The sequence below is a fragment of the Vibrio splendidus genome (assembly GCF_024347615.1).
GTDB lineage: Bacteria > Pseudomonadota > Gammaproteobacteria > Enterobacterales > Vibrionaceae > Vibrio > Vibrio splendidus.
Window position 1 is genome coordinate 2,922,640 of record NZ_AP025508.1, and the last position, 20,235, is coordinate 2,942,874.

Sequence of the window (20,235 nt, forward strand, 5' to 3'; positions counted from 1 at the left end):
TTATAGGCCAGCCGCTGCAAATACTTGGTTAACAATCTCTTGAGCTTCTGCTTCGATTGCTTTCAGGTGCTCTTCACCTTTAAAGCTTTCACAGTAGATCTTGTAGATGTCTTCTGTACCTGATGGACGAGCAGCAAACCAACCGTTTTCAGTCGTCACTTTTAGGCCACCAATCGCAGCGCCATTACCTGGAGCATGCGTTAGGCGTGCAGTAATTGCATCACCAGCCAGCGTCTCAGCAGAAACCATCTCTGGAGACAGCTTCTTAAGTACGTCTTTTTGTGCACCATTTGCTACCGCTTGAATACGGTTATACTTAGACTCACCGTGTTTAGCAGCAAGCTCTTCGTAATATTCTTGTGGGTTCTTACCCGTTACTGCTGTGATCTCAGCCGCAAGCAAACAAAGAATTAGGCCATCTTTATCTGTTGACCAAGGCGTTCCGTCTTTACGTAAGAAAGATGCACCCGCACTCTCTTCACCACCGAAACCAAACTGACCGTTGTATAAGCCATCAACGAACCATTTGAACCCAACTGGCACTTCACAAAGCTCACGGCCTAAGTCAGCAACAACACGGTCGATTAGTGCACTTGATACGAGTGTTTTACCCACTGCAACGTCTTTGCCCCAACCTTCACGGTTACGGTATAGGTAGTCAATACAAACCGCTAGGAAGTGGTTTGGATTCATCAGGCCTTTTGGCGTAACGATGCCGTGGCGATCGTAATCAGGGTCGTTACCAAACGCTAGTTGATAGTCATCTTTAAGCGCCAGTAAGCCTGCCATTGCGTACGGAGAAGAACAATCCATACGAACCACACCATCTTTGTCTAGAGACATAAATTGGAACGAAGGATCAACCGCTTCACTGACCAGAGTAAGATCTAGGTTGTACGCTTTGCCAATTTGACGCCAGTAATCAATACCGCTGCCACCCAGTGGATCAACACCAATCTTGATGTTTGCTTTCTGGATCGCTTCCATATCAACCACGTTAACCAAGTCAGCAACGTAAGGAGCAACTAAATCAACTTCTTTCACTAGCTCAGACTGTTTAACCTGTGCGATAGGAGTACGCTTTACACCTTGCATTTGCTCAGCAATGATGACGTTCGCACGATCTTCAATCGCTTGAGTTAGCTCAGCCTCAGCAGGGCCACCGTGTGTCGGATTGTATTTAATACCACCGTCTTGTGGTGGATTATGCGAAGGCGTGATAACAATGCCGTCTGCTTTTTTGTCATTCACTAGGTTATGCGTAAGAATCGCGTGCGAGATACCTGGTGTTGGAGTAAAGCCATTGTTTTCTTGAATAATAACTTCAACACCGTTGGCTACAAGCACTTCGATTACAGTAGAAAACGCAGGCTCAGAGAGAGCGTGAGTATCTTTACCTAGGAAAAGAGGTCCTGTTGTACCTTGCTCAGCACGAACTTCAGCCACCGCTTGTGCGATCGCTAGGATGTGGTTTTCATTAAATGTTGATTTGTCTGCTGTACCACGGTGACCTGAAGTACCGAACAGTACTTTGTGGTCTGGGTTAGTAGCATCCGGTTGCTGTAAGAAATAGTTAGCCACTAAAGCCGGAATATTATGAAGATCTTCCTGCTGAGCTTTCTGCCCAGCACGAGGGTGCATAGCCATTTTTCGACATCCTTATATATAAAATTTAAAAACAAAAAAACCTCATAATATCTTCTTATCCATGGATATTATGAGGTTTAAATCAGATTTCGTTAAATTGAACCTGTTACTTTTTCTATCAATTCTGCTTGGAAACTCATGCGGCTCATAAGCTGTTCAACCATTTGTCTTTTACGGCTAGTGTTATTATTAGTTATAACCCAAAAAGGACTTTGTGGAATGGCTTTAGGCTTAGTTGTGTTGCCGTTTGCTAGCAAGGTCTCTTCGTTGTCTGCAAAGTAAACACGCTTGCGGCCTTTTACTTGAGTTGCTTCTGAAAAGCTTAAAGGGTCGATTTTATGCAGTGTCGATAACACAAGCATGAAACGATCAATGGCTTTCTTCAGTGATGCAAACTCATCTGATATTAGTAGTGAGCGCATTTCTTTAACACCATCGAACTTCTCTGGAGTAAAGCCTACCTCTTTGCTAACAACGATACCTTTTGGCTCAACGATCTCTTCGATCGGAACCATGCCTTGGCTATCAACCTGTAATAAGCGGCGCAGAATATCTGAAGCGCTTTCGCCAATACGTTCTGTCTGACCCGCAATAAAACGGTATAGGTCCTCATCAACCTCAATTGTTTTCATTCGCTTTTCACAATCTCAATGTTTAAACTCAGGGGGATTATAGCGAGATCCGCGCGGATACTCTACGTCAAACCCACCATGAATAAGATAAAAATGTCAGTACAGCTCAACTATAAATTAGAAGGTGCGGGTCACACCATTGTTTTGATCCATGGATTATTCGGTAATCTGGACAACCTTGGCTTGCTCGCTAGGGATCTAAAAGCCGATCACCAGGTACTTAGTATCGATCTACGCAACCACGGCCAATCCTTCCATAGTGACACTCACAACTATAAAGCAATGGCACAAGATGTGGCTCAACTACTGAATGTTCTTGAGTTAAATGATGTCACTGTGATTGGTCATTCCATGGGTGGCAAGGTAGCGATGGCGCTGACACAACATCTTACGCTGCATAAATTGATTGTCTTGGATATGGCACCAGTCGCGTACACCCAAAGTCGTCACGACAACGTATTCGCCGGCCTACAAGCCGTGATAGAAGAAAAACCGACCTCACGCTCAGACGCGCTTAAGATCCTCGCAAAACATATCGAAATTGATGGGGTTCGCCAGTTCTTGACCAAATCTTTGTTCAAAACGGAACAAGGCATCATGGAATGGCGCTTCAACGTTGCTTCGTTATTGAGCAACTATCCACAAATTATTGGTTGGGAACCGATCGAGAAAACCTCGGTCAAAACCTTGTTAATAAAAGGTGGGGATTCTGATTACCTCACAGCTGAGCATCAAACCGCCGTTCAACAGCAGTTTTCCAACGCAAAGGCTCATGTTATCGCTAACACGGGACACTGGTTACACGCGGAAAAGCCAGCTGAAGTACTCCGTGCAATAAGAAAATTCATCGCTTAGATAGGTTGATTAGTCGATATAAATGAGAGCTGTGTAATCACAGCAGATTAACTTTATCTCACAACAGTGATATAGTGCGCCCAAGCAAATTTGGTATATAAGGTTCCCATGCTTTACGACTACATGAACATCATTGAATCTATTGGTTTAGATCTTCTGTTTGCCGCGATTTTCTTTCTAATCGGAATGGCAATTAAAGACGTTCTAAAGGAAGGAAATGTTCCTGCATTTGGTCGTCGCATCGTATGGTTAGTACTTTTCCTTGGCTGCGCAGGTTTTATCGCAAAAGGGATAATCCAACTAAGCTGGGAAGGAACTGGAATCTAACGATTTCCTCCGAACTTTATTACACCGACAACAGACAAAATGAAAGGTAATGATTCTATGGCAAGTGTAGGTCTCTTCTTTGGTAGCGATACAGGTAACACTGAAGCTGTTGCTAAGATGATTCAAAAGCAATTGGGCAAGCAGCTCGTTCAAGTTCAAGACATTGCAAAAAGCAGCAAAGAAGATATCGATAACTTCGATCTACTGCTGCTTGGTATCCCTACGTGGTACTACGGCGAAGCACAATGTGATTGGGACGACTTTTTCCCTGAGCTAGAAGCTATTGATTTTTCAACTAAGCTTGTTGCTATCTTTGGTTGTGGCGACCAAGAAGATTACGCAGAATACTTCTGTGATGCTATGGGTACTATCCGTGACATCGTTGAAGCGAAAGGCGGTACTATCCTAGGTCACACATCAACTGAAAGCTACGAATTCGAAGCATCGAAAGGCTTAGTTGAAGGCGATGACAGCCAATTCGTTGGTCTATGTATCGATGAAGACCGTCAACCTGAACTAACTGATGAGCGTGTATCTAACTGGGTTAAACAAATCCACGAAGAAATGTGCCTAGCAGAGCTAGAAGACTAATTCTCTAGCGATTGTTAATTGTTACAATTAATGACCGATATGTAGATATGAAAAAACCTCCTTATAGGAGGTTTTTTGCTATTTAATGTTCACCAATCAACACTCAGCTTCTAATGCTTCGTCATCATCTCTAAATTGTGGCTTCTTTCTCACATACAGGGTTCGCTGAATTTCTGACACTACATTCCCCTGCTTATCTTTAACGTGGATAATAAATTCGGGGAAACACTTCTCACCAAGCTGCGTCTGACGATAGATATCATCCAGTTGCCCTTGGCTTATCTCAAAATCTGCATACAAGTCAGATTGACCCGGCTTGATAAAGTTAATACTCGCCTCTTTATCCCAAACATAATATCGCTCACCTAAAATTCCCATTAACATCAAAGAGTAAACTGGATCGGTAAGAGAAAAGATACTGCCGCCATATTGAGTACGATTGGCGTTCTTATTCCACCAGCGCAGCTTTAGTATCGTCTTAACAACCCTAAAGTCAGGGCTAATGTGAGCTATTCGAATTCCCGATCCCCAAAAAGGAGGCCAAATATTGAGAGCAAATTTTACAATGTTGGGTTTATATATTTTTGCGAGTTGCTTATTCATAACAACATTCCATGTTCATATCAGAAACACCGTCAGCTTGACTGGTCGTACCTCCACTATAAGTGAGATACTTCCAATTTACAAAACAGATTGTGATGTCAGTAAGTAACCCTTTGAAGTTCGTGGTTTATTGTTATGCCTGACTAAACTATAATGGTATTAATATTGAATTCTGTTAATTGCTGCAGATCGTCAACAGGAAAGTATATGTCAGACAATAATCAAGCGCTAAAAGATGCTGGTCTTAAAGTGACCCTCCCACGGCTCAAAATTTTAGAAGTATTACAACAACCAGACTGCCAACATATTAGTGCTGAAGATTTATATAAAAAGCTGATCGACTTAGGTGAAGAGATAGGTCTTGCGACCGTTTATCGCGTACTGAACCAATTCGATGATGCTGGCATTGTAACTCGCCACCACTTCGAAGGCGGCAAGTCTGTATTTGAACTTTCAACACAGCATCACCACGATCACCTAGTATGTTTAGACTGCGGTGAAGTTATCGAATTCTCTGATGATCTTATCGAAGAAAGACAAAAAGAAATCGCTCAACGCTACAACGTACAGTTAACTAACCACAGTTTATATCTGTATGGTAAAAGCATCACTGGGGATTGCAAAGGCAACCCAGACGCACATAAAGCGAAGAAGTAACACAGAACGCTGGCTTAGGCCGGCGTTTTTTATTTGGGCTGATACCGTATTAAGAATCACAGTAACTTGGCCCACAATTTGGTTATTTCCCAGACACAAAAAAACCGGCTCTAAGCCGGTTTTTTATTAAGCGTATCTTGAGAAACTAAGCTTTAAGACACTAAGCTTGGAAAAACAGAGCTGAGAAAAACAAAGCCATTAAGCTTCAGTTTTACCCCAAGTGTCACGTAGACCAACCGTGCGGTTGAATACTAGTGCGTCTGTTTTAGAGTCTTTCGAATCCACACAGAAGTAGCCTGTACGTTCAAACTGGTACGCTTGCTCTGCTACACCTTCCGCTAAGCTAGGTTCAACAAAACCGTTTAGTGTAACAAGTGATTCAGGGTTAAGCGTCGCTGCAAAGTCATCAGCAGCGGCTGGGTTTGCCACTGTGAATAGACGATCGTACAAACGAATCTCAGCAGGTAGCGCTTTATCAGCTGATACCCAATGGATAACGCCTTTCACTTTACGGCCATCTGCTGGGTTCTTACCGAGTGTTTCGTTATCGTAAGAACAGAAGATAGTCGTAATGTTGCCTTCTGCATCTTTTTCGATACGTTCAGCTTTGATCACGTAAGCACCACGTAGACGAACTTCTTTGCCAAGAACCAAACGCTTGTATTTCTTGTTTGCTTCTTCACGGAAGTCGTCACGCTCAATCCAAACTTCGCGTGTAAATGGAACTTCACGAGTACCCATTTCTGGCTTGTTCGGGTGGTTCGCCACTGTCAGTGTTTCTACTGTATCAGCGTCGTAGTTTTCAATCACGACCTTGATAGGGTCAAGAACAGCCATTGCACGAGGTGCATTTTCGTTCAGATCATCACGGATACAAGATTCAAGTGAGCCGAACTCAATCATGTTCTCTTGCTTAGTCACACCAATACGTTTACAGAATTCGCGAATCGAGCTTGAAGTGAAGCCACGACGACGCAAACCAGAGATTGTTGGCATACGTGGATCGTCCCAACCTTCAACTAGGTTTTCAACCACAAGTTGGTTCAGCTTACGCTTCGACATTACCGTGTATTCAAGATTCAGACGGCTAAACTCGTACTGACGAGGTTGGCAATCAATCGTGATGTTGTCTAGAACCCAGTCATACAAACGACGGTTATCTTGGAATTCAAGCGTACAGATAGAGTGCGTAATGCCCTCGAGCGCATCAGAGATACAGTGAGTGAAGTCGTACATTGGGTAAATGCACCACTTGTCAGCAGTCTGATGATGGTGAGCAAAACGAACACGGTAGATAACTGGATCACGCATAACCATGAATGAAGAGCTCATGTCGATCTTAGCACGTAAACATGCTTTGCCTTCTTCGAAGCCACCGTCACGCATTTTTTCAAACAACGCTAGGTTTTCTTCAGGGCTGCGATCACGATATGGGCTCGCTTTACCTGGCTCTTTTAACGTGCCACGGTATTCACGGATCTGCTCAGGACTTAGCTCGTCAACATACGCTAAGCCTTTATTAATTAATTCCACAGCATAAGCGTAAAGCGTATCGAAGTAGTTTGATGAGTAACAAATATCACCCGACCATTCGAAGCCTAACCAGCTTACATCATTCTTAATTGACTCAACGTATTCAACGTCTTCTTTTTCAGGGTTTGTATCATCGAAACGAAGATTACATTGTCCCTGGTAGTCCTGAGCAATACCAAAGTTCAAGCAAATAGATTTAGCGTGACCAATGTGCAGGTAGCCATTTGGCTCCGGCGGGAAACGAGTATGCACGCTACTGTGTGTACCATCCGCTAAATCTTTATCGATAATTTGGCGAATGAAATTCGATGGACGAGCCTCAGCTTCACTCATCTATAGCACCTCTATGTATTTAGTATTGTCAGAGAAAGTTATCTTTCATATCCGAGACAAAGGCCGCTTTTGCTGCCAGTCAAAGATAGAAAGATCATTGTTGCTAATCATCCACAATTCTTCGCCTTTGCACAATAAGAACCATCAGTTAATTGTGATTATTTCCGCTATTCGATGAAGAATAGAACGAACCTTGCTCACTGGCTGTAAATGACAAGTACAAAAAAGCCTCCCGTGTGGGAGGCTTTCAATTTGAAACTTACTTAAGAGCCGTTGTTACGTCTTAATAAGTACTTCCTTTACTATGGAAGTTTTACATCAGATAGGTCTTCACCTGCACCGATAGCTTTCATTTCGCCAGCGACGATTTCAGCTAGTGGGCCTAGGATAACCTGTAGGTTGTTCTCACCTAGTTTAACCACACCTTTAGCGCCAAGTTTCTTAAGAACAACTTCATCAGCGATAGAGCGGTCTTTAAGAGTTAGACGTAGACGAGTGATACAAGCATCGATTGAAGTCAGGTTTTCGTGACCACCTAGAGCTTTCAGGTATTGACGAGCAACGTCACCTTTTGGCGCGTCACCAGCAGGAGCTGCTGCAGCTTCGTCATCATCTTCACGACCTGGCGATTTCAAGTTGAAAGCGCGGATTGCGAAAGAGAAAGTGAAGAAGTATAGAGCACCGAATGCTAAGCCAATCAATAGTAGAGTGAATGGTTTAGTTGCTAGACCCCAGTTCAGTACGAAGTCGATTAGACCAGCAGAGAAACCGAAACCGTGCAGAGTACCAAACATATTTGCCACTACTAGAGACAGACCTGTAAATACCGCGTGCATTGCGTATAGAGCAGGAGCTAGGAATACGAACATGAATTCTAGCGGCTCTGTGATACCTGTTAGGAATGAACAGAATGCAACTGAGAACAATGCGCCACCAACTTGGCTACGTTTTTCAGCAGGAGCAGCGAGGTACATTGCAAGTGCAGCACCTGGTAGACCGAACATCATTACTGGGAAGAAACCGTTCATGAATACGCCAGCGCCTTTATCGCCACCGAAGAAACGGTGTAGGTCGCCAGATTTAACTGTTTCAGTCACTTCTTTAACAACAGTAGTAATCTCTGGAGTTACTGAGTTAGCGAATGTGAATGTGTGCTCTTGACCAACAACTAGAGTTTTAGCCAGTGCAGGGTCAACACAAAGTTGAGTGATGTTAGCGAATGCGCCTTGACCAGCAACAACGATTTCTTGACATGTACCCATACCGAACCAGAAGTATGAGTTCAATACGTGGTGTAGACCTACAGGGATTAGTGCACGGTTAAGAGTACCGTAAACGAATTGGCCAACAGCACCAGACGTTGATACCGCGTGAGCTAGTGCATCTAGACCAGATTGAATACCAGGCCAAACCACACCAGACACAGCACCTGCAACAAGTGCAAATAGACCGGCCATGATAGGTACTAAACGTTTACCCGCGAAGAAAGCCAGCCACTCAGGAAGGCGTGTTGCATGGAAAGCGTTGTAAGAGTGACCTGCGATGATACCTGCGAAGATACCGCCGAAGAATGACATGTTAACGTCTGCGTTAATTGTCGTTGCTGTTGCTGTTAGTACGAAGTAAGCAACTGCACCAGCAAGACCCGCTGCGCCGTTACCGTCTTTAGAAAGACCAATCGCGATACCTAGACCAAATAGCAATGGTAGGTTACCGAAGATAGCACCACCAGCTTCTGCCATGAATGGAATATCAAGTAGATCGCCTTGACCTAAACGTAAAAGAAGCGCCGCAATCGGAAGCGTTGCGATTGGTAGCATTAACGCCTTACCAAGCTTCTGTGCATATCCTAGAATATTCACCAGTTGTTTCCCCCTATAGGATTTTTTAGAATTCGTTTGAGAAACTTATTTTAGTCGCTCAATTTAGTCCTATTCAGTGTATTCAATTAATTTTGCTCCGCAAATTAAAACCTTACCATTTGTGATCGTAATCACCAGTTTTTACCAAATCCAGAGGTTTTTGCTAGCGAGATCATAAAACTTATTTTATCATTCAAAAAAATGAACGTTTATAGATAAAATCTAAACCTAACCATTAGGTAAAATGATGGTATCCCTGGGTTTACGCTGTCCAATAAATAATCATTAAAAGTGAACCTAAATGTATATTAATAATCAATTGTTCATTTATTTTTCAACAACTTAAATCGCTTCCCATTTTGAAGCCGTTTGCCCATAAAAGATAAATCGTTACGTAAATGATGCTCGCAAACTAAGTCCACATTTAGGTAACGAACAAATTTTAAAGATCTCACGAAATAAGGATTAGCTGACTATGTACGCGCTAAGTAACTGTAAAATTTACACTGGTAGTGATGTTCTAACCGATCATGCTGTTGTAATCGAAAACGAACTGATCAAAAAAGTCTGTCCTATCTCTGAATTACCAGAAGGAATCGAAGTTCGCGACCTAAACGGAGCAAACCTAAGCCCAGGCTTCATTGACCTACAATTGAATGGTTGTGGCGGTGTAATGCTTAACGATGAGATCACTGCAGACACAATGCAGATCATGCACAAAGCAAACCTTAAATCTGGCTGTACTAGCTTCCTGCCAACGCTAATCACTTCTTCTGACGAAGACATGCACGCGGTTATTACCGCAGCTCGTGAATATCACAACCAATACCAAAACCAATCTCTTGGCCTACACCTTGAAGGTCCGTATTTAAACGTTGCGAAAAAAGGCATTCACAGCGTCGATCACATTCGTAAATCAGACAGCGAAATGATTGAGCTTATCTGTGAGAACAATGACCTTGTTGCAAAAGTAACATTGGCTCCAGAACTCAACGACCCAGAACACATTGAGCGTCTGCGCAAAGCTGGTGTGGTTGTTTCGATTGGTCACACGAATGCAACGTACGCAGAAGCGCGTCAAGGTTTCGAATCAGGTATCACTTTTGCCACTCATCTATTCAATGCAATGACTCCTATGGTTGGTCGTGAGCCTGGCGTTGTTGGCGCGATTTACGATACACCTGAGGTTTATGCTGGCATTATTGCCGATGGCTTCCACGTTGATTACGCAAACATCAGAATTGCGCATAAAATCAAGGGAGAAAAGTTGGTATTAGTGACGGATGCCACAGCTCCTGCAGGTGCTGACATGGAATACTTTATTTTTGTCGGTAAGAAAGTATATTACCGTGATGGTAAGTGTGTTGATGAAAACGGCACACTGGGCGGCTCAGCTCTGACTATGATTGAAGCAGTTCAGAATACAGTTGAGCACGCCGGTATCGCTTTAGACGAAGCTCTTCGCATGGCTACGCTATACCCAGCTACGGCTATCGGTGTAGAAAGCAAGCTAGGTCGAATCAAAAAAGGCATGGTTGCAAACCTAGCTGTATTTGACCGAGACTTTAACGTTAAAGCGACTGTTGTTAACGGACAATACGAGCACAATTAAGTATGAATGGCGGACAAATAGGTAACGTAGACTTAGTTAAACAACTAAACAGTGCGGCGGTATACCGACTAATAGACCAACAAGGGCCTATCAGTCGTATACAAGTGGCTGATGTAAGTCAACTCGCACCGGCAAGTGTTACAAAAATTACCCGCCAACTTTTAGAGCGCGGCCTAATTAAAGAGGTTGCGCAGCAAGCGTCTACTGGCGGTAGACGCGCTATCTCCCTAACCACAGAAGTAGAGCCTTTTCACTCTGTCGCTGTGCGCTTGGGTCGAGACTACATTCAAATAAGCCTGCATGACCTTGGCGGTCGTGAGCTGGCTTTCCAACAGCAAGACCTGAATTACTCAGACCAATCAGACCTCACCCAAGGCTTGGTCAATAACTTGAAGGCTTTCATTGCTGAACACCAACCAAAGATCGACCAACTGATTGCCATTGGTGTCACTCTTCCAGGCTTGGTTAACCCAACGACAGGTGTCGTTGAGTACATGCCAAATACAGACATCGATAACCTTGCGTTAAGCGACATTATTCGCGACACATTCCATGTTGCTTGTTTTGTTGGTAATGACGTTCGAGGAATGGCGCTTGCTGAGCACTACTTCGGTGCAAGTAAAGACAGCCAAGATTCTATTTTGGTTAGCGTTCACCGTGGTACTGGTGCTGGTATTATTGTTAATGGTCAGGTTTTCCTTGGTCATAACCGCAACGTGGGTGAAATTGGTCATATCCAAATTGATCCACTTGGCGAGCAATGCCAATGCGGTAATTTCGGTTGTCTTGAAACCGTAGCGGCAAACCCTGCCATTGTTGAGCGTGTCCAAAAGCTAATTAAGCAAGGTTATGAGTCCTCGCTAACAGAGATTGAGCACATTACCATTCAAGATGTATGTGACCATGCTATCAATGGCGACGAACTGGCTAAGCAAAGTTTGGTTCGAGTAGGTAATCAACTGGGTAAAGCTATCGCAATGACGATTAACTTGTTTAATCCTCAGAAAGTTATCATTGCTGGTGATATTACAAAGGCACAAGAGATTGTTTTCCCTGCAATTAAGCGCAATGTAGAGAATCAGTCGTTAACGGCTTTCCATAGCGGCCTGCCTATTGTAGCATCACAGATCGATAAACATCCTACGATGGGAGCTTTTGCCATGATTAAGCGCGCCATGCTCAACGGTGTGTTACTTCAAAAGCTTCTTGAAGACTAAAGAAAAACAACTCTGATTTTCCGCGGGCCGTGTTTGTATAAACACGGCCCGTTTTTTTAAGCTAGGGAACTACTACTACAAGTTATGGAACTTATATTAATATCCACTGCGTTTATTGCAGGATTTATTGCTTTAAAGTGTCACCTTCCCCCATTGGTCGGCTTTTTGGTCGCTGGTTTTGGGCTTTTTGCTCTGGGTTTTGAAACCAATGACACCATCATTACCTTGGCTGACCTTGGTGTCACCCTGCTTCTATTTACGATTGGCTTAAAGCTCGATATCAAAACCCTGCTCTCTAAAGAGATCTGGGCTGGCGCAACAATCCACAACCTTTTATCCACTCTGTTTTTTGCGGTCGCCCTGTTTGGTTTTAAATTCCTAGGTATTTCCTCGTTGGCAGCTATGTCAATAGAACAGATTGTTCTACTCGGTTTTGCCCTTTCATTCTCTAGTACCGTATTCGCAGTTAAGTCTCTGCAAGAGAAAGGGGAAATGAATGCGACCTATGGAACATTAGCGATCGGTATTTTGGTCATGCAGGATATCTTTGCCGTGGTCTTCTTAACGGCATCGACAGGCAAAATTCCAGAGTGGTATGCCATCGCACTGTTCGCTTTGCCATTCTGTCGTCCATTGTTCTACAAAGTCCTCGACTGGGTTGGTCACGGCGAAATGTTGGTGCTGTTCGGCATTTTCTTCGCATTGGTCGTCGGTGCAGGCTTGTTCCAGTTTGTAGGGGTTAAACCAGATCTAGGTGCTCTGATCTTAGGTATGTTGTTAGCCGGTCACCCAAAAGCTTCAGAGCTGTCGAAATCGCTGTTTAACCTCAAAGAGCTTTTCCTTGTCTGCTTCTTCTTGAATATTGGATTATCCGAGCAACCTACCATTCAAGGCTTTATGCTCGCCATCTTATTCTTGCTGTTGCTGCCAGTGAAAGGCGTGCTTTACTTCTTGGTACTCAACCGCTTCAAATTCCGTGTTCGAACCTCTCTACTCGCCTCTCTATCATTATTTAACTACAGTGAATTTGGTCTTATCGTCGGTGGTCTTGCCTTTAAGATGGGGTGGATGTCTGGCGATATATTAGTAGCGGTGGCAATTGCGGTTTCGTTATCGTTCTTAATCGCTGCTCCTTTAAACAAAGCGGGTCATAAGCTTTATCAACAGTCAGGTAAGTGGCTCAAAGAGCACGCTGCTGAAAAGCTTCACCAACGTGATAAACGAATTGATCCTGGTCGCGCACAAGTGCTTATTCTTGGTATGGGGCGCATTGGTACCGGCGCCTACGATGAATTGCGTTCTCGCTATGGCAAGGTTAGCTTAGGTGTCGAAGTTCGTGAAGAAGCCGCACACAACCATAGAAGCCTTGGAAGAAACGTTATTTCTGGCGATGCAACTGACCCAGATTTCTGGGAGCGTATCTTAGATACAGCAAACGTGAAGCTAGTGATCTTGGCGATGCCTCATCACCAAGGTAATCAAACAGCCTTAGAACAGCTAAAATCACGTAATTTTAAAGGTCAAATCGCCGCCATTGCTGAATACTCCGATCAGCTAGAAACATTGAAAGAGAATGGTGTCGATGCAGCATTCAACATCTACAGTGAAGCTGGTAGTGGTTTTGCTCGACACGTGTGTGAGCAATTAAACCCTAACATCAATAAGATCTAATCCTAAACATTGTCTAGTTAACCTCTCAAAATTGCTGTTCTTTTGCACTTTTGAGAGGTTTTTGTTTAAAAAACCAACCGCAATTAGACGCCACTCACCAAAACCACCTTAAAATTAGATAATTTCTAACATAAACCCCTTTATATTATTTTTTTGCTCACATTCGGTTGCTTTTTTTAGCCAGAATGGCAAATTGAATACAGTTGATTTAGAAATTATTTAAAAGGAAGTTCTATGTGTTCAGTATTTGGCATTCTCGACATTAAAAGTGATGCCGCAGCACTTCGCCCTATTGCTTTAGAAATGTCTAAAAAGCTTCGTCACCGTGGCCCAGACTGGTCTGGTATCTATGCTGGTGAAAAAGCAATTCTTGCTCACGAGCGTTTGGCTATCGTTGGTCTTAACAGTGGTGCACAACCACTATACAGCCAAGATAAAAAGCACATTCTTGCAGTGAATGGCGAAATTTATAACCACAAAGAACTTCGTGCACGCTATGAAGATAAGTACCAGTTCCAGACTGACTCTGACTGTGAAGTTATCCTAGCGTTATACCAAGAAATGGGCGCGGACCTTTTAGAAGAACTTAACGGTATTTTCGCATTCGTTTTATACGACGAAGAGAAAGACGAGTACCTAGTCGGCCGTGACCATATTGGTATCATCCCGCTTTACCAAGGCTACGACGAGCACGGCAACTACTACGTTGCTTCAGAGATGAAAGCACTCGTTGAAGTATGCAAGACGATCAGTGAGTTCCCTCCTGGTAGCTTCTATTCTTCGAAAGATGCAGAGCCTCAACGCTACTACATCCGCGATTGGAATGAATACGCTGCGGTACAAGGTAACAGCACAAGTAAAGAAGAACTGACTGAAGCGCTAGAAGCTGCAGTTAAACGTCAACTAATGACAGATGTACCTTATGGTGTACTTCTATCTGGTGGTCTTGATTCTTCAATCACTTCAGCAGTCGCTAAACGTTTTGCTGCAATGCGTATCGAAGACGATGAGCAATCAGAAGCTTGGTGGCCACAACTGCACTCATTCGCAGTAGGTCTAGAAAACGCGCCTGATCTGATCGCTGCTCGTGAAGTTGCTGATAAGATTGGTACCGTACACCACGAGATGACTTACACCATTCAGGAAGGCTTAGATGCAATCCGTGATGTTATCTACCACATTGAAACTTACGATGTAACGACGATTCGTGCTTCAACGCCGATGTACTTGCTTGCTCGTAAGATCAAGGCAATGGGTATCAAAATGGTACTGTCTGGTGAAGGTGCTGATGAGATCTTTGGTGGCTACCTGTACTTCCATAAAGCGCCAAACGCAAAAGAGTTCCACGAAGAAACCGTGCGTAAACTTCTTGCTCTAAGCATGTTTGACTGTGCTCGCGCCAACAAATCTCTTGCGGCATGGGGTGTTGAAGGTCGTGTTCCATTCTTGGACAAAGAGTTCATCGATGTAGCAATGCGTTTGAACCCTGAAGATAAGATGTGTGGTAACGGTAAAATGGAGAAACACATTCTACGTGAGTGTTTTGAAGACTACCTACCAGATTCAATTGCATGGCGTCAAAAAGAGCAGTTCTCTGATGGTGTTGGCTACGATTGGATTGACACATTAAAAGCAACGGCTGAAGAAAAAGTAACGGATCAACAAATGGAAGCTGCGAAGTTCCGTTTCCCTTACAACACGCCAACAACCAAAGAAGGTTATGCTTACCGTGAAATTTTTGAGGAGCTATTCCCTCTAGAATCAGCGGCAGAATGTGTACCTGGTGGTCCTTCAGTTGCTTGTTCATCAGCGAAAGCGATTGAGTGGGATGAGTCATTCAAAAACTGTGTCGACCCATCAGGCCGTGCAGTACAAGCCGTTCACAACGATGCTTACAACGCTTAGCGCGTTTTGAACAAACCCTAAAGACTAAAAAAGGCGCATTATGCGCCTTTTTGTTTTAAGCCTATTTTTTGCTTTGTATTACTGCACTTATGCGTGAGCTTGTAGTGCTTCGTTCTCAATACTGATCGGAACCACTTTGCTGATCATTTTTACCAGCATAATAGATCGAGCTTCACCATCTTTCTGATGGAAAATAGCTTCAACCCCAGCAAACTGACCACTATTGATCTTGACCACTTGCCCTGATTCAAACTCAACACAGCACTCTTCAGGTTCATCTTCGCAACACTTCTCAAACTCTTTCAGTTCATACACTAAGTCGCCTTGGACTTCATGTGGCCTTGCGCCAAACTTAATAAAGTCGACAACGCCACGAGTCGAACGAACTGTCGTAAAACTAGGGCCTTGCTCATAATCAAAGCGAACAAAGATATAAGACGGGAACAGCGGTTCTTTGACCTGCTTCTCTTTCCCTCTCACGACCTTCTTGACATCGATTTGAGGATAAAAGCACTCTACCCCCTGGTTTTCTAGGTGCTGTTGAGCGCGTTTTTGATCACCACGCTTACAGTAAAGTAAATACCAACGTTTCATTTTACTAGCCATTTTCTATTTTGGGACATATTACCACAAGCCTAAAACCGTTAGTCACCGTTAATAAAATGAATCCTGATAAGCAATAAATTATGCGTAACAGGCCAACTTATCAACAAAAAGCCATAGGGACAAAAAGTGGTTAAGCATTGTACAGGGAACATTTACAGATAAAAAGACGCATTATTGTAAGGCTATGTATGCTACAAATAAAAGGAACGCTATACCATTTAAATCCAGAAACCATCCGACAAACCAATCAATTGGACGGTTAGCATTCGATAATTCTTATAAAAAGAACACTATGCGCTCAACTCAAAACTGGAAAATTAGTTTGCAGCACGCATTATCTGGGCAACATTTCCAATAAAACCCCATATTTTCATGAGCTTACAAAAAAATAGTTATCGTGACCATAAAAGACACCTATTGCAGATGGTTATTCCACTCTGTATACATAAGGAACTATAAAATCTTTTAATACCTAAAATTAGTAAAACTTATGCCAAGCAATCACAACATCTTTGGCCACCCTAGAGGCCTATTTCTACTTTTTAGCACAGAGCTATGGGAACGTTTCTCCTACTATGCGATGCGTGCGATCCTTGTTTTATTTCTTACCGATACCACTATCAATGGTGGCCTGGGTTGGTCAACAAAAGATGCCCTCGATCTTTATGGTATCTATACTGGTTTAGTCTATATCACGCCATTAATCGGCGGCTGGCTTGCCGATAACTACTTAGGACAACGTAAATCGATCCTAGTGGGCGGTGTATTAATGGCATTAGGCCAATTTACGCTTGCTCTTCCTAACGGCGCTATTGGCTTAGACCAAGTAAATGCTCTTTATCTAGGTTTAGCACTGCTTATCAGTGGTAACGGTATGTTTAAACCAAACATCTCGACCATGGTTGGCGACCTATACCAAGAAGGCGATAACCGACGTGACGGCGCTTTCACCATTTTCTACATGGGCATCAACTTAGGCGCGCTACTGGGTGGCTTAATTTCAGGTGCTGCAGTCGATTCATTCGGCTGGAAAGCTGGCTTCCTAGCCGCTGGTATCGGTATGGTTATTAGCTTAGTTATGCAATTGACGATGGCTCAGTCATGGTTAGGCAACATTGGTTCAGTACCTGCAGCTGCACGAGCGAAAGCGCTGAACAAATCGAAAGAGAAAACACCACTGACCAAAGAAGAGTTCGACAGACTAAAAGTTATTCTTGTTATGGGTCTGTTCGTAATCGTTTTCTGGGCTGGCTTTGAACAAGCTGGCGGTTTGATGAACATCTACACTCAACAATATACGGACCGTATGATTGGTGGCTTTGAAGTTCCTGCAGCTTGGTTCCAATCTCTGAACCCATTCTTCATCATTACACTTGCACCAATCATTGCTGCATTTTGGGTCAAGCTTGGTAAGCGTGAACCAAACTCGCCAGTGAAATTTGCGATGGCGTTGTTTTTCTTAGCACTAGGCTTTGTGTGCATGATGGGTGCAGTAATGGAGCAAGGTGGCGACCTAACAGTGAAAACATCAATGCTGTGGCTAGTCGGTGCTTTCTTCTTCCATACTCTTGGTGAGCTTTGTCTATCTCCTATTGGCCTGTCGTTGGTCACTAAGTTAGCTCCGCTTCGTCTAGCGTCGTTAATGATGGGTGCATGGTTTGGCTTCAATGCTGTCGCAAACTACGTCGCTGGCCTTGTGGGTTCTCACGTTGGTGAGCTTGGCGCAATGTCTATCTTCGGTGGTATCGCAATTACAGCGACTATAAGTGGCGTCTTACTGCTTCTTTGTGCAGGTAAACTTGTATCATGGATGCATGGTGTAGAAACCAACATGACGCTTGAAGCAGAACCAAAAGCAGAAACTTCGGTTGCTTAATATCTAGATCGATTTCAAGAAGAAACATCAAGATCAAAAAGGGCTGCTCAATGAGCAGCCCTTTTGTTATTTATTCTATTGGCATATCAGTTAGCGATGAAGCGCCACTAGCTCAGCCATCATATCGATGTGTGAGTCTCTGTCGTTAAGACACATAATGTAGCTAAAGTCTGAGCCACCAGCATCAATGAACGTCTCTTTACACTGGTCAGAAATCTCTTCCAACGTTTCCAAACAGTCAACCGAGAACGCAGGAGCCATGATATCAATCTTCTTGATGCCCTTACTCGGCAGTGATTCAAGTGTCTCGTCAGTGTAAGGCTTCAACCACTCTTCTCGACCAAATCGAGACTGGTATGTCATAGTGATATCGTCCGCAGATAAACCTAACTCAGCAGCAAGTAATTTTGTCGTCGCTTCACAATGCTGAGGGTAGATGTCACCTTCATCAGCGAGTCGCTTCGGAATACCGTGGAAAGAACACACTAAATGATCACCTCTGCCATTTTTATCCCAATGACTACGAACACTTTCAGCCAATGCTTTTGCATAGCTTGGGTGCGCGTAGTAGTCGCGAATAAAGCGATAGCTCGGAATCACTGGCATCTGCTTAAAGGCTTTGGTTAAACCATCAGAAACAGCCGCTGTGGTTGTACCTGAGTACTGGGGATATAAAGGCAGGACGATAATGTCTTCAACACCCTGCTCCATCAGTTGCTCGACCCCCGCCTTAAGGCTTGGGTTGCCATAGGTCATACCCAGCGCTACGGGCATCTCTAATTTTTTCTGGAGCTTGTCGGCTTGTCTTTGAGAGTAAACAAGCAGTGGTGAGCCTTCATCCATCCAAACAGACTGATACAGCTTAGCCACTTTCGGCGCTCTAATCGGTAAGATCACCCCATGCAAGATAGGACACCAAAGCCAACGCGTTAGGTTTACGACTCGCTTATCGTGTAAGAATTCACTCAAAAATCGACGAACGCCAGCCGGGGTCGCCGAATCTGGTGTTCCTAAGTTCACCAGTAAAACGCCCTGCTTTTTATTATTTTCCATAGATACCTGAGACCAATGTGTGATTTTCTGGAACGTAATATACTAATCGGCATAAGTTTAAGATCATTGTTGTGCCACTAAATTTAAGAATAATCGTTCTTAACCTGGGTTATCACAATATCACCTTGAGCGTTAGCCTCGCGAATCTAAGCCGTACCGCGGAAACAGTGCACAATCGATTTATCTAGATTGGTATATTACTAAAAATTGAAACAAAAAAAGCGACCTTAACGGTCGCTTCCAATATATCAAATTCTAAAACTGGCTGTTAGCCAATTATGCTAGTGCTTTCTCAAGTTCTGCACTAACTTCAGCAACTTGCTTAGTACCATCAAATTTAAGGTACTTAGTGTTGCCTGCTTCTGCTTCCTTACCGTAGTAAGAAATAAGCGGAGCCGTTTGATCGTGGTATACGCCTAGACGTGCACGAACTGTTTCTTCTTTGTCGTCATCACGAACCACTAGCTCTTCGCCAGTGATGTCATCTTTACCTTCTTCTTTAGGTGGGTTGTACACACTGTGGTATGTACGACCAGAAGGAAGGTGAGCACGACGACCAGCCATACGCTCAACAATCACATCGTCAGCTACGTCGAATTCAACAACGTAATCAACAGCAATGCCCATTTCTTTTAGGCCATCCGCTTGTGGGATTGTGCGTGGGAAACCGTCTAGTAGGAAACCTTTCTCACAGTCATCTTGAGCGATACGCTCTTTGATTAGACCAAGGATAATTTCATCAGAAACTAGCTGACCAGCGTCGATTACTGATTTTGCTTGCTTACCAAGCTCAGTACCCGCTTTGATAGCAGCACGTAGCATGTCACCAGTTGAAATTTGAGGGATACCAAATTTGTTCATGATGAAGTTAGCTTGAGTACCTTTACCCGCGCCAGGAGCACCTAGAAGAATGATGCGCATGTTTAATCCTCTTATAAAAATTATGATTTATACCGAAGCTCACTATCCCGCCTTTCTGGTTTAATTGAGGTCAAACAAGAGAGGTTAGGTAACAACTGAGGCTAAGCACAACTGTAAACAGAAGCAAAACGGTAAGTTTCGGTATAACGTTTAAAAATCATACAACTGGAGACGATAGGTTCATAGTACCAGCTGATTAGGTCGAGCATTCTATCACATTAATATTCAATTTGGCTGAAATTAAGACTAAAGAATGTATCGACAGCGTTTGCGTTCGTCTTGTTAGCGACTTTAGCTACATTTCGATGAATTTAAGCGACGTTCATAAAAAAAG

At 43.5% G+C, this 20,235-nt stretch carries 17 protein-coding genes; 9 read left to right on the forward strand and 8 right to left on the reverse strand.

Features of this window, described 5'->3' with window-relative positions; all coding sequences use genetic code 11:
* Both pgm and seqA read right to left on the reverse strand, forming a co-directional pair.
* The gene (gene pgm, locus OCU90_RS12905) at window positions 1-1,647 is read right to left on the reverse strand and encodes a phosphoglucomutase (alpha-D-glucose-1,6-bisphosphate-dependent) (protein WP_061024458.1); all 1,647 of its coding nucleotides are present in this window, start codon (window positions 1,645-1,647) and stop codon (window positions 1-3) included.
* 92 nt (window positions 1,648-1,739) lie between these two features.
* Entirely contained in the window at window positions 1,740-2,279 is a 540-nt protein-coding gene (seqA, locus tag OCU90_RS12910; protein WP_004734221.1) for a replication initiation negative regulator SeqA, read from the reverse strand.
* Window positions 2,280-2,372: 93 nt separating this feature from the next.
* Between seqA and OCU90_RS12915 the strand changes: the two genes are divergently transcribed.
* From OCU90_RS12915 to fldA, 3 genes are all read left to right on the forward strand, one after another.
* Window positions 2,373-3,134 carry an alpha/beta fold hydrolase gene (locus OCU90_RS12915; RefSeq protein WP_061024460.1) on the forward strand — a complete coding sequence of 254 codons (762 nt, stop codon included), beginning with the start codon at window positions 2,373-2,375 and terminating at the stop codon, window positions 3,132-3,134.
* A gap of 108 nt (window positions 3,135-3,242) precedes the next feature.
* Complete coding sequence (locus tag OCU90_RS12920; protein WP_004734223.1) at window positions 3,243-3,461, forward strand: DUF2788 domain-containing protein; 219 nt, start codon at window positions 3,243-3,245, stop codon at window positions 3,459-3,461.
* Between the two features lie 57 nt (window positions 3,462-3,518).
* Window positions 3,519-4,052, forward strand: coding sequence for a flavodoxin FldA (gene fldA, locus OCU90_RS12925; protein WP_004734224.1), 534 nt, complete (start codon window positions 3,519-3,521; stop codon window positions 4,050-4,052).
* A 96-nt stretch (window positions 4,053-4,148) separates the two neighbouring features.
* Here the strand turns inward: fldA and OCU90_RS12930 are convergent, their stop codons facing one another.
* Window positions 4,149-4,655, reverse strand: a complete 507-nt coding sequence (locus tag OCU90_RS12930) for a DUF4442 domain-containing protein (RefSeq protein ID WP_017092672.1) — start codon at window positions 4,653-4,655, stop codon at window positions 4,149-4,151.
* Between the two features lie 207 nt (window positions 4,656-4,862).
* Here OCU90_RS12930 and fcrX point away from each other — a divergent pair, with 207 nt between their 5' ends.
* Window positions 4,863-5,312, forward strand: coding sequence for a ferric iron uptake transcriptional regulator FcrX (gene fcrX, locus OCU90_RS12935; protein ID WP_004734226.1), 450 nt, complete (start codon window positions 4,863-4,865; stop codon window positions 5,310-5,312).
* Between the two features lie 198 nt (window positions 5,313-5,510).
* On the opposite strand, the gene glnS is transcribed toward fcrX, so the two are convergent.
* Both glnS and nagE read right to left on the reverse strand, forming a co-directional pair.
* Window positions 5,511-7,178, reverse strand: coding sequence for a glutamine--tRNA ligase (glnS, locus tag OCU90_RS12940; RefSeq protein WP_061024461.1), 1,668 nt, complete (start codon window positions 7,176-7,178; stop codon window positions 5,511-5,513).
* A gap of 302 nt (window positions 7,179-7,480) precedes the next feature.
* Window positions 7,481-8,998, reverse strand: coding sequence for an N-acetylglucosamine-specific PTS transporter subunit IIBC (gene nagE / locus OCU90_RS12945; protein WP_235447494.1), 1,518 nt, complete (start codon window positions 8,996-8,998; stop codon window positions 7,481-7,483).
* A gap of 517 nt (window positions 8,999-9,515) precedes the next feature.
* Between nagE and nagA the strand changes: the two genes are divergently transcribed.
* The 4 genes from nagA to asnB all read left to right on the forward strand — a co-directional run bounded on the left by nagA (window position 9,516) and on the right by asnB (window position 15,445).
* The gene (nagA, locus tag OCU90_RS12950) at window positions 9,516-10,652 is read left to right on the forward strand and encodes an N-acetylglucosamine-6-phosphate deacetylase (protein WP_061024463.1); all 1,137 of its coding nucleotides are present in this window, start codon (window positions 9,516-9,518) and stop codon (window positions 10,650-10,652) included.
* A 2-nt stretch (window positions 10,653-10,654) separates the two neighbouring features.
* A complete protein-coding gene (gene nagC / locus OCU90_RS12955) occupies window positions 10,655-11,869 on the forward strand; it encodes a DNA-binding transcriptional regulator NagC (RefSeq protein ID WP_004734232.1) in 1,215 nt (404 codons plus the stop codon).
* Between the two features lie 84 nt (window positions 11,870-11,953).
* Window positions 11,954-13,540, forward strand: a complete 1,587-nt coding sequence (locus OCU90_RS12960; RefSeq protein ID WP_017079462.1) for a cation:proton antiporter family protein — start codon at window positions 11,954-11,956, stop codon at window positions 13,538-13,540.
* Window positions 13,541-13,774: 234 nt separating this feature from the next.
* Window positions 13,775-15,445, forward strand: a complete 1,671-nt coding sequence (asnB, locus tag OCU90_RS12965) for an asparagine synthase B (RefSeq protein WP_017079461.1) — start codon at window positions 13,775-13,777, stop codon at window positions 15,443-15,445.
* A gap of 87 nt (window positions 15,446-15,532) precedes the next feature.
* On the opposite strand, the gene rfaH is transcribed toward asnB, so the two are convergent.
* Complete coding sequence (gene rfaH, locus OCU90_RS12970; protein ID WP_004734235.1) at window positions 15,533-16,039, reverse strand: transcription/translation regulatory transformer protein RfaH; 507 nt, start codon at window positions 16,037-16,039, stop codon at window positions 15,533-15,535.
* Window positions 16,040-16,541: 502 nt separating this feature from the next.
* On the opposite strand from rfaH, the gene OCU90_RS12975 reads away from it, so the two are divergent.
* Window positions 16,542-17,927, forward strand: coding sequence for a peptide MFS transporter (locus tag OCU90_RS12975; RefSeq protein ID WP_004734236.1), 1,386 nt, complete (start codon window positions 16,542-16,544; stop codon window positions 17,925-17,927).
* 90 nt (window positions 17,928-18,017) lie between these two features.
* Here OCU90_RS12975 and hemH read toward each other — a convergent pair whose 3' ends face one another.
* Both hemH and adk read right to left on the reverse strand, forming a co-directional pair.
* Window positions 18,018-18,980 (reverse strand): ferrochelatase, encoded by a 963-nt coding sequence (hemH, locus tag OCU90_RS12980; RefSeq protein ID WP_004734237.1) that lies wholly within the window; start codon window positions 18,978-18,980, stop codon window positions 18,018-18,020.
* 276 nt (window positions 18,981-19,256) lie between these two features.
* Window positions 19,257-19,901 carry an adenylate kinase gene (adk, locus tag OCU90_RS12985; RefSeq protein ID WP_004734238.1) on the reverse strand — a complete coding sequence of 215 codons (645 nt, stop codon included), beginning with the start codon at window positions 19,899-19,901 and terminating at the stop codon, window positions 19,257-19,259.
* Between the last annotated feature and the right edge of the window lie 334 nt (window positions 19,902-20,235).

Bases quoted from the DNA above. Each gene is read 5' to 3' on its own strand.
- pgm (WP_061024458.1), bottom strand. From the start codon at position 1,647: ATGGCTATGCACCCTCGTGCTGGGCAGAAAGCTCAGCAGGAAGATCTT.
- seqA (WP_004734221.1), bottom strand. From the start codon at position 2,279: ATGAAAACAATTGAGGTTGATGAGGACCTATACCGTTTTATTGCGGGT.
- OCU90_RS12915 (WP_061024460.1), top strand. From the start codon at position 2,373: ATGTCAGTACAGCTCAACTATAAATTAGAAGGTGCGGGTCACACCATT.
- OCU90_RS12920 (WP_004734223.1), top strand. From the start codon at position 3,243: ATGCTTTACGACTACATGAACATCATTGAATCTATTGGTTTAGATCTT.
- fldA (WP_004734224.1), top strand. From the start codon at position 3,519: ATGGCAAGTGTAGGTCTCTTCTTTGGTAGCGATACAGGTAACACTGAA.
- OCU90_RS12930 (WP_017092672.1), bottom strand. From the start codon at position 4,655: ATGAATAAGCAACTCGCAAAAATATATAAACCCAACATTGTAAAATTT.
- fcrX (WP_004734226.1), top strand. From the start codon at position 4,863: ATGTCAGACAATAATCAAGCGCTAAAAGATGCTGGTCTTAAAGTGACC.
- glnS (WP_061024461.1), bottom strand. From the start codon at position 7,178: ATGAGTGAAGCTGAGGCTCGTCCATCGAATTTCATTCGCCAAATTATC.
- nagE (WP_235447494.1), bottom strand. From the start codon at position 8,998: ATGCTACCAATCGCAACGCTTCCGATTGCGGCGCTTCTTTTACGTTTA.
- nagA (WP_061024463.1), top strand. From the start codon at position 9,516: ATGTACGCGCTAAGTAACTGTAAAATTTACACTGGTAGTGATGTTCTA.
- nagC (WP_004734232.1), top strand. From the start codon at position 10,655: ATGAATGGCGGACAAATAGGTAACGTAGACTTAGTTAAACAACTAAAC.
- OCU90_RS12960 (WP_017079462.1), top strand. From the start codon at position 11,954: ATGGAACTTATATTAATATCCACTGCGTTTATTGCAGGATTTATTGCT.
- asnB (WP_017079461.1), top strand. From the start codon at position 13,775: ATGTGTTCAGTATTTGGCATTCTCGACATTAAAAGTGATGCCGCAGCA.
- rfaH (WP_004734235.1), bottom strand. From the start codon at position 16,039: ATGAAACGTTGGTATTTACTTTACTGTAAGCGTGGTGATCAAAAACGC.
- OCU90_RS12975 (WP_004734236.1), top strand. From the start codon at position 16,542: ATGCCAAGCAATCACAACATCTTTGGCCACCCTAGAGGCCTATTTCTA.
- hemH (WP_004734237.1), bottom strand. From the start codon at position 18,980: ATGGAAAATAATAAAAAGCAGGGCGTTTTACTGGTGAACTTAGGAACA.
- adk (WP_004734238.1), bottom strand. From the start codon at position 19,901: ATGCGCATCATTCTTCTAGGTGCTCCTGGCGCGGGTAAAGGTACTCAA.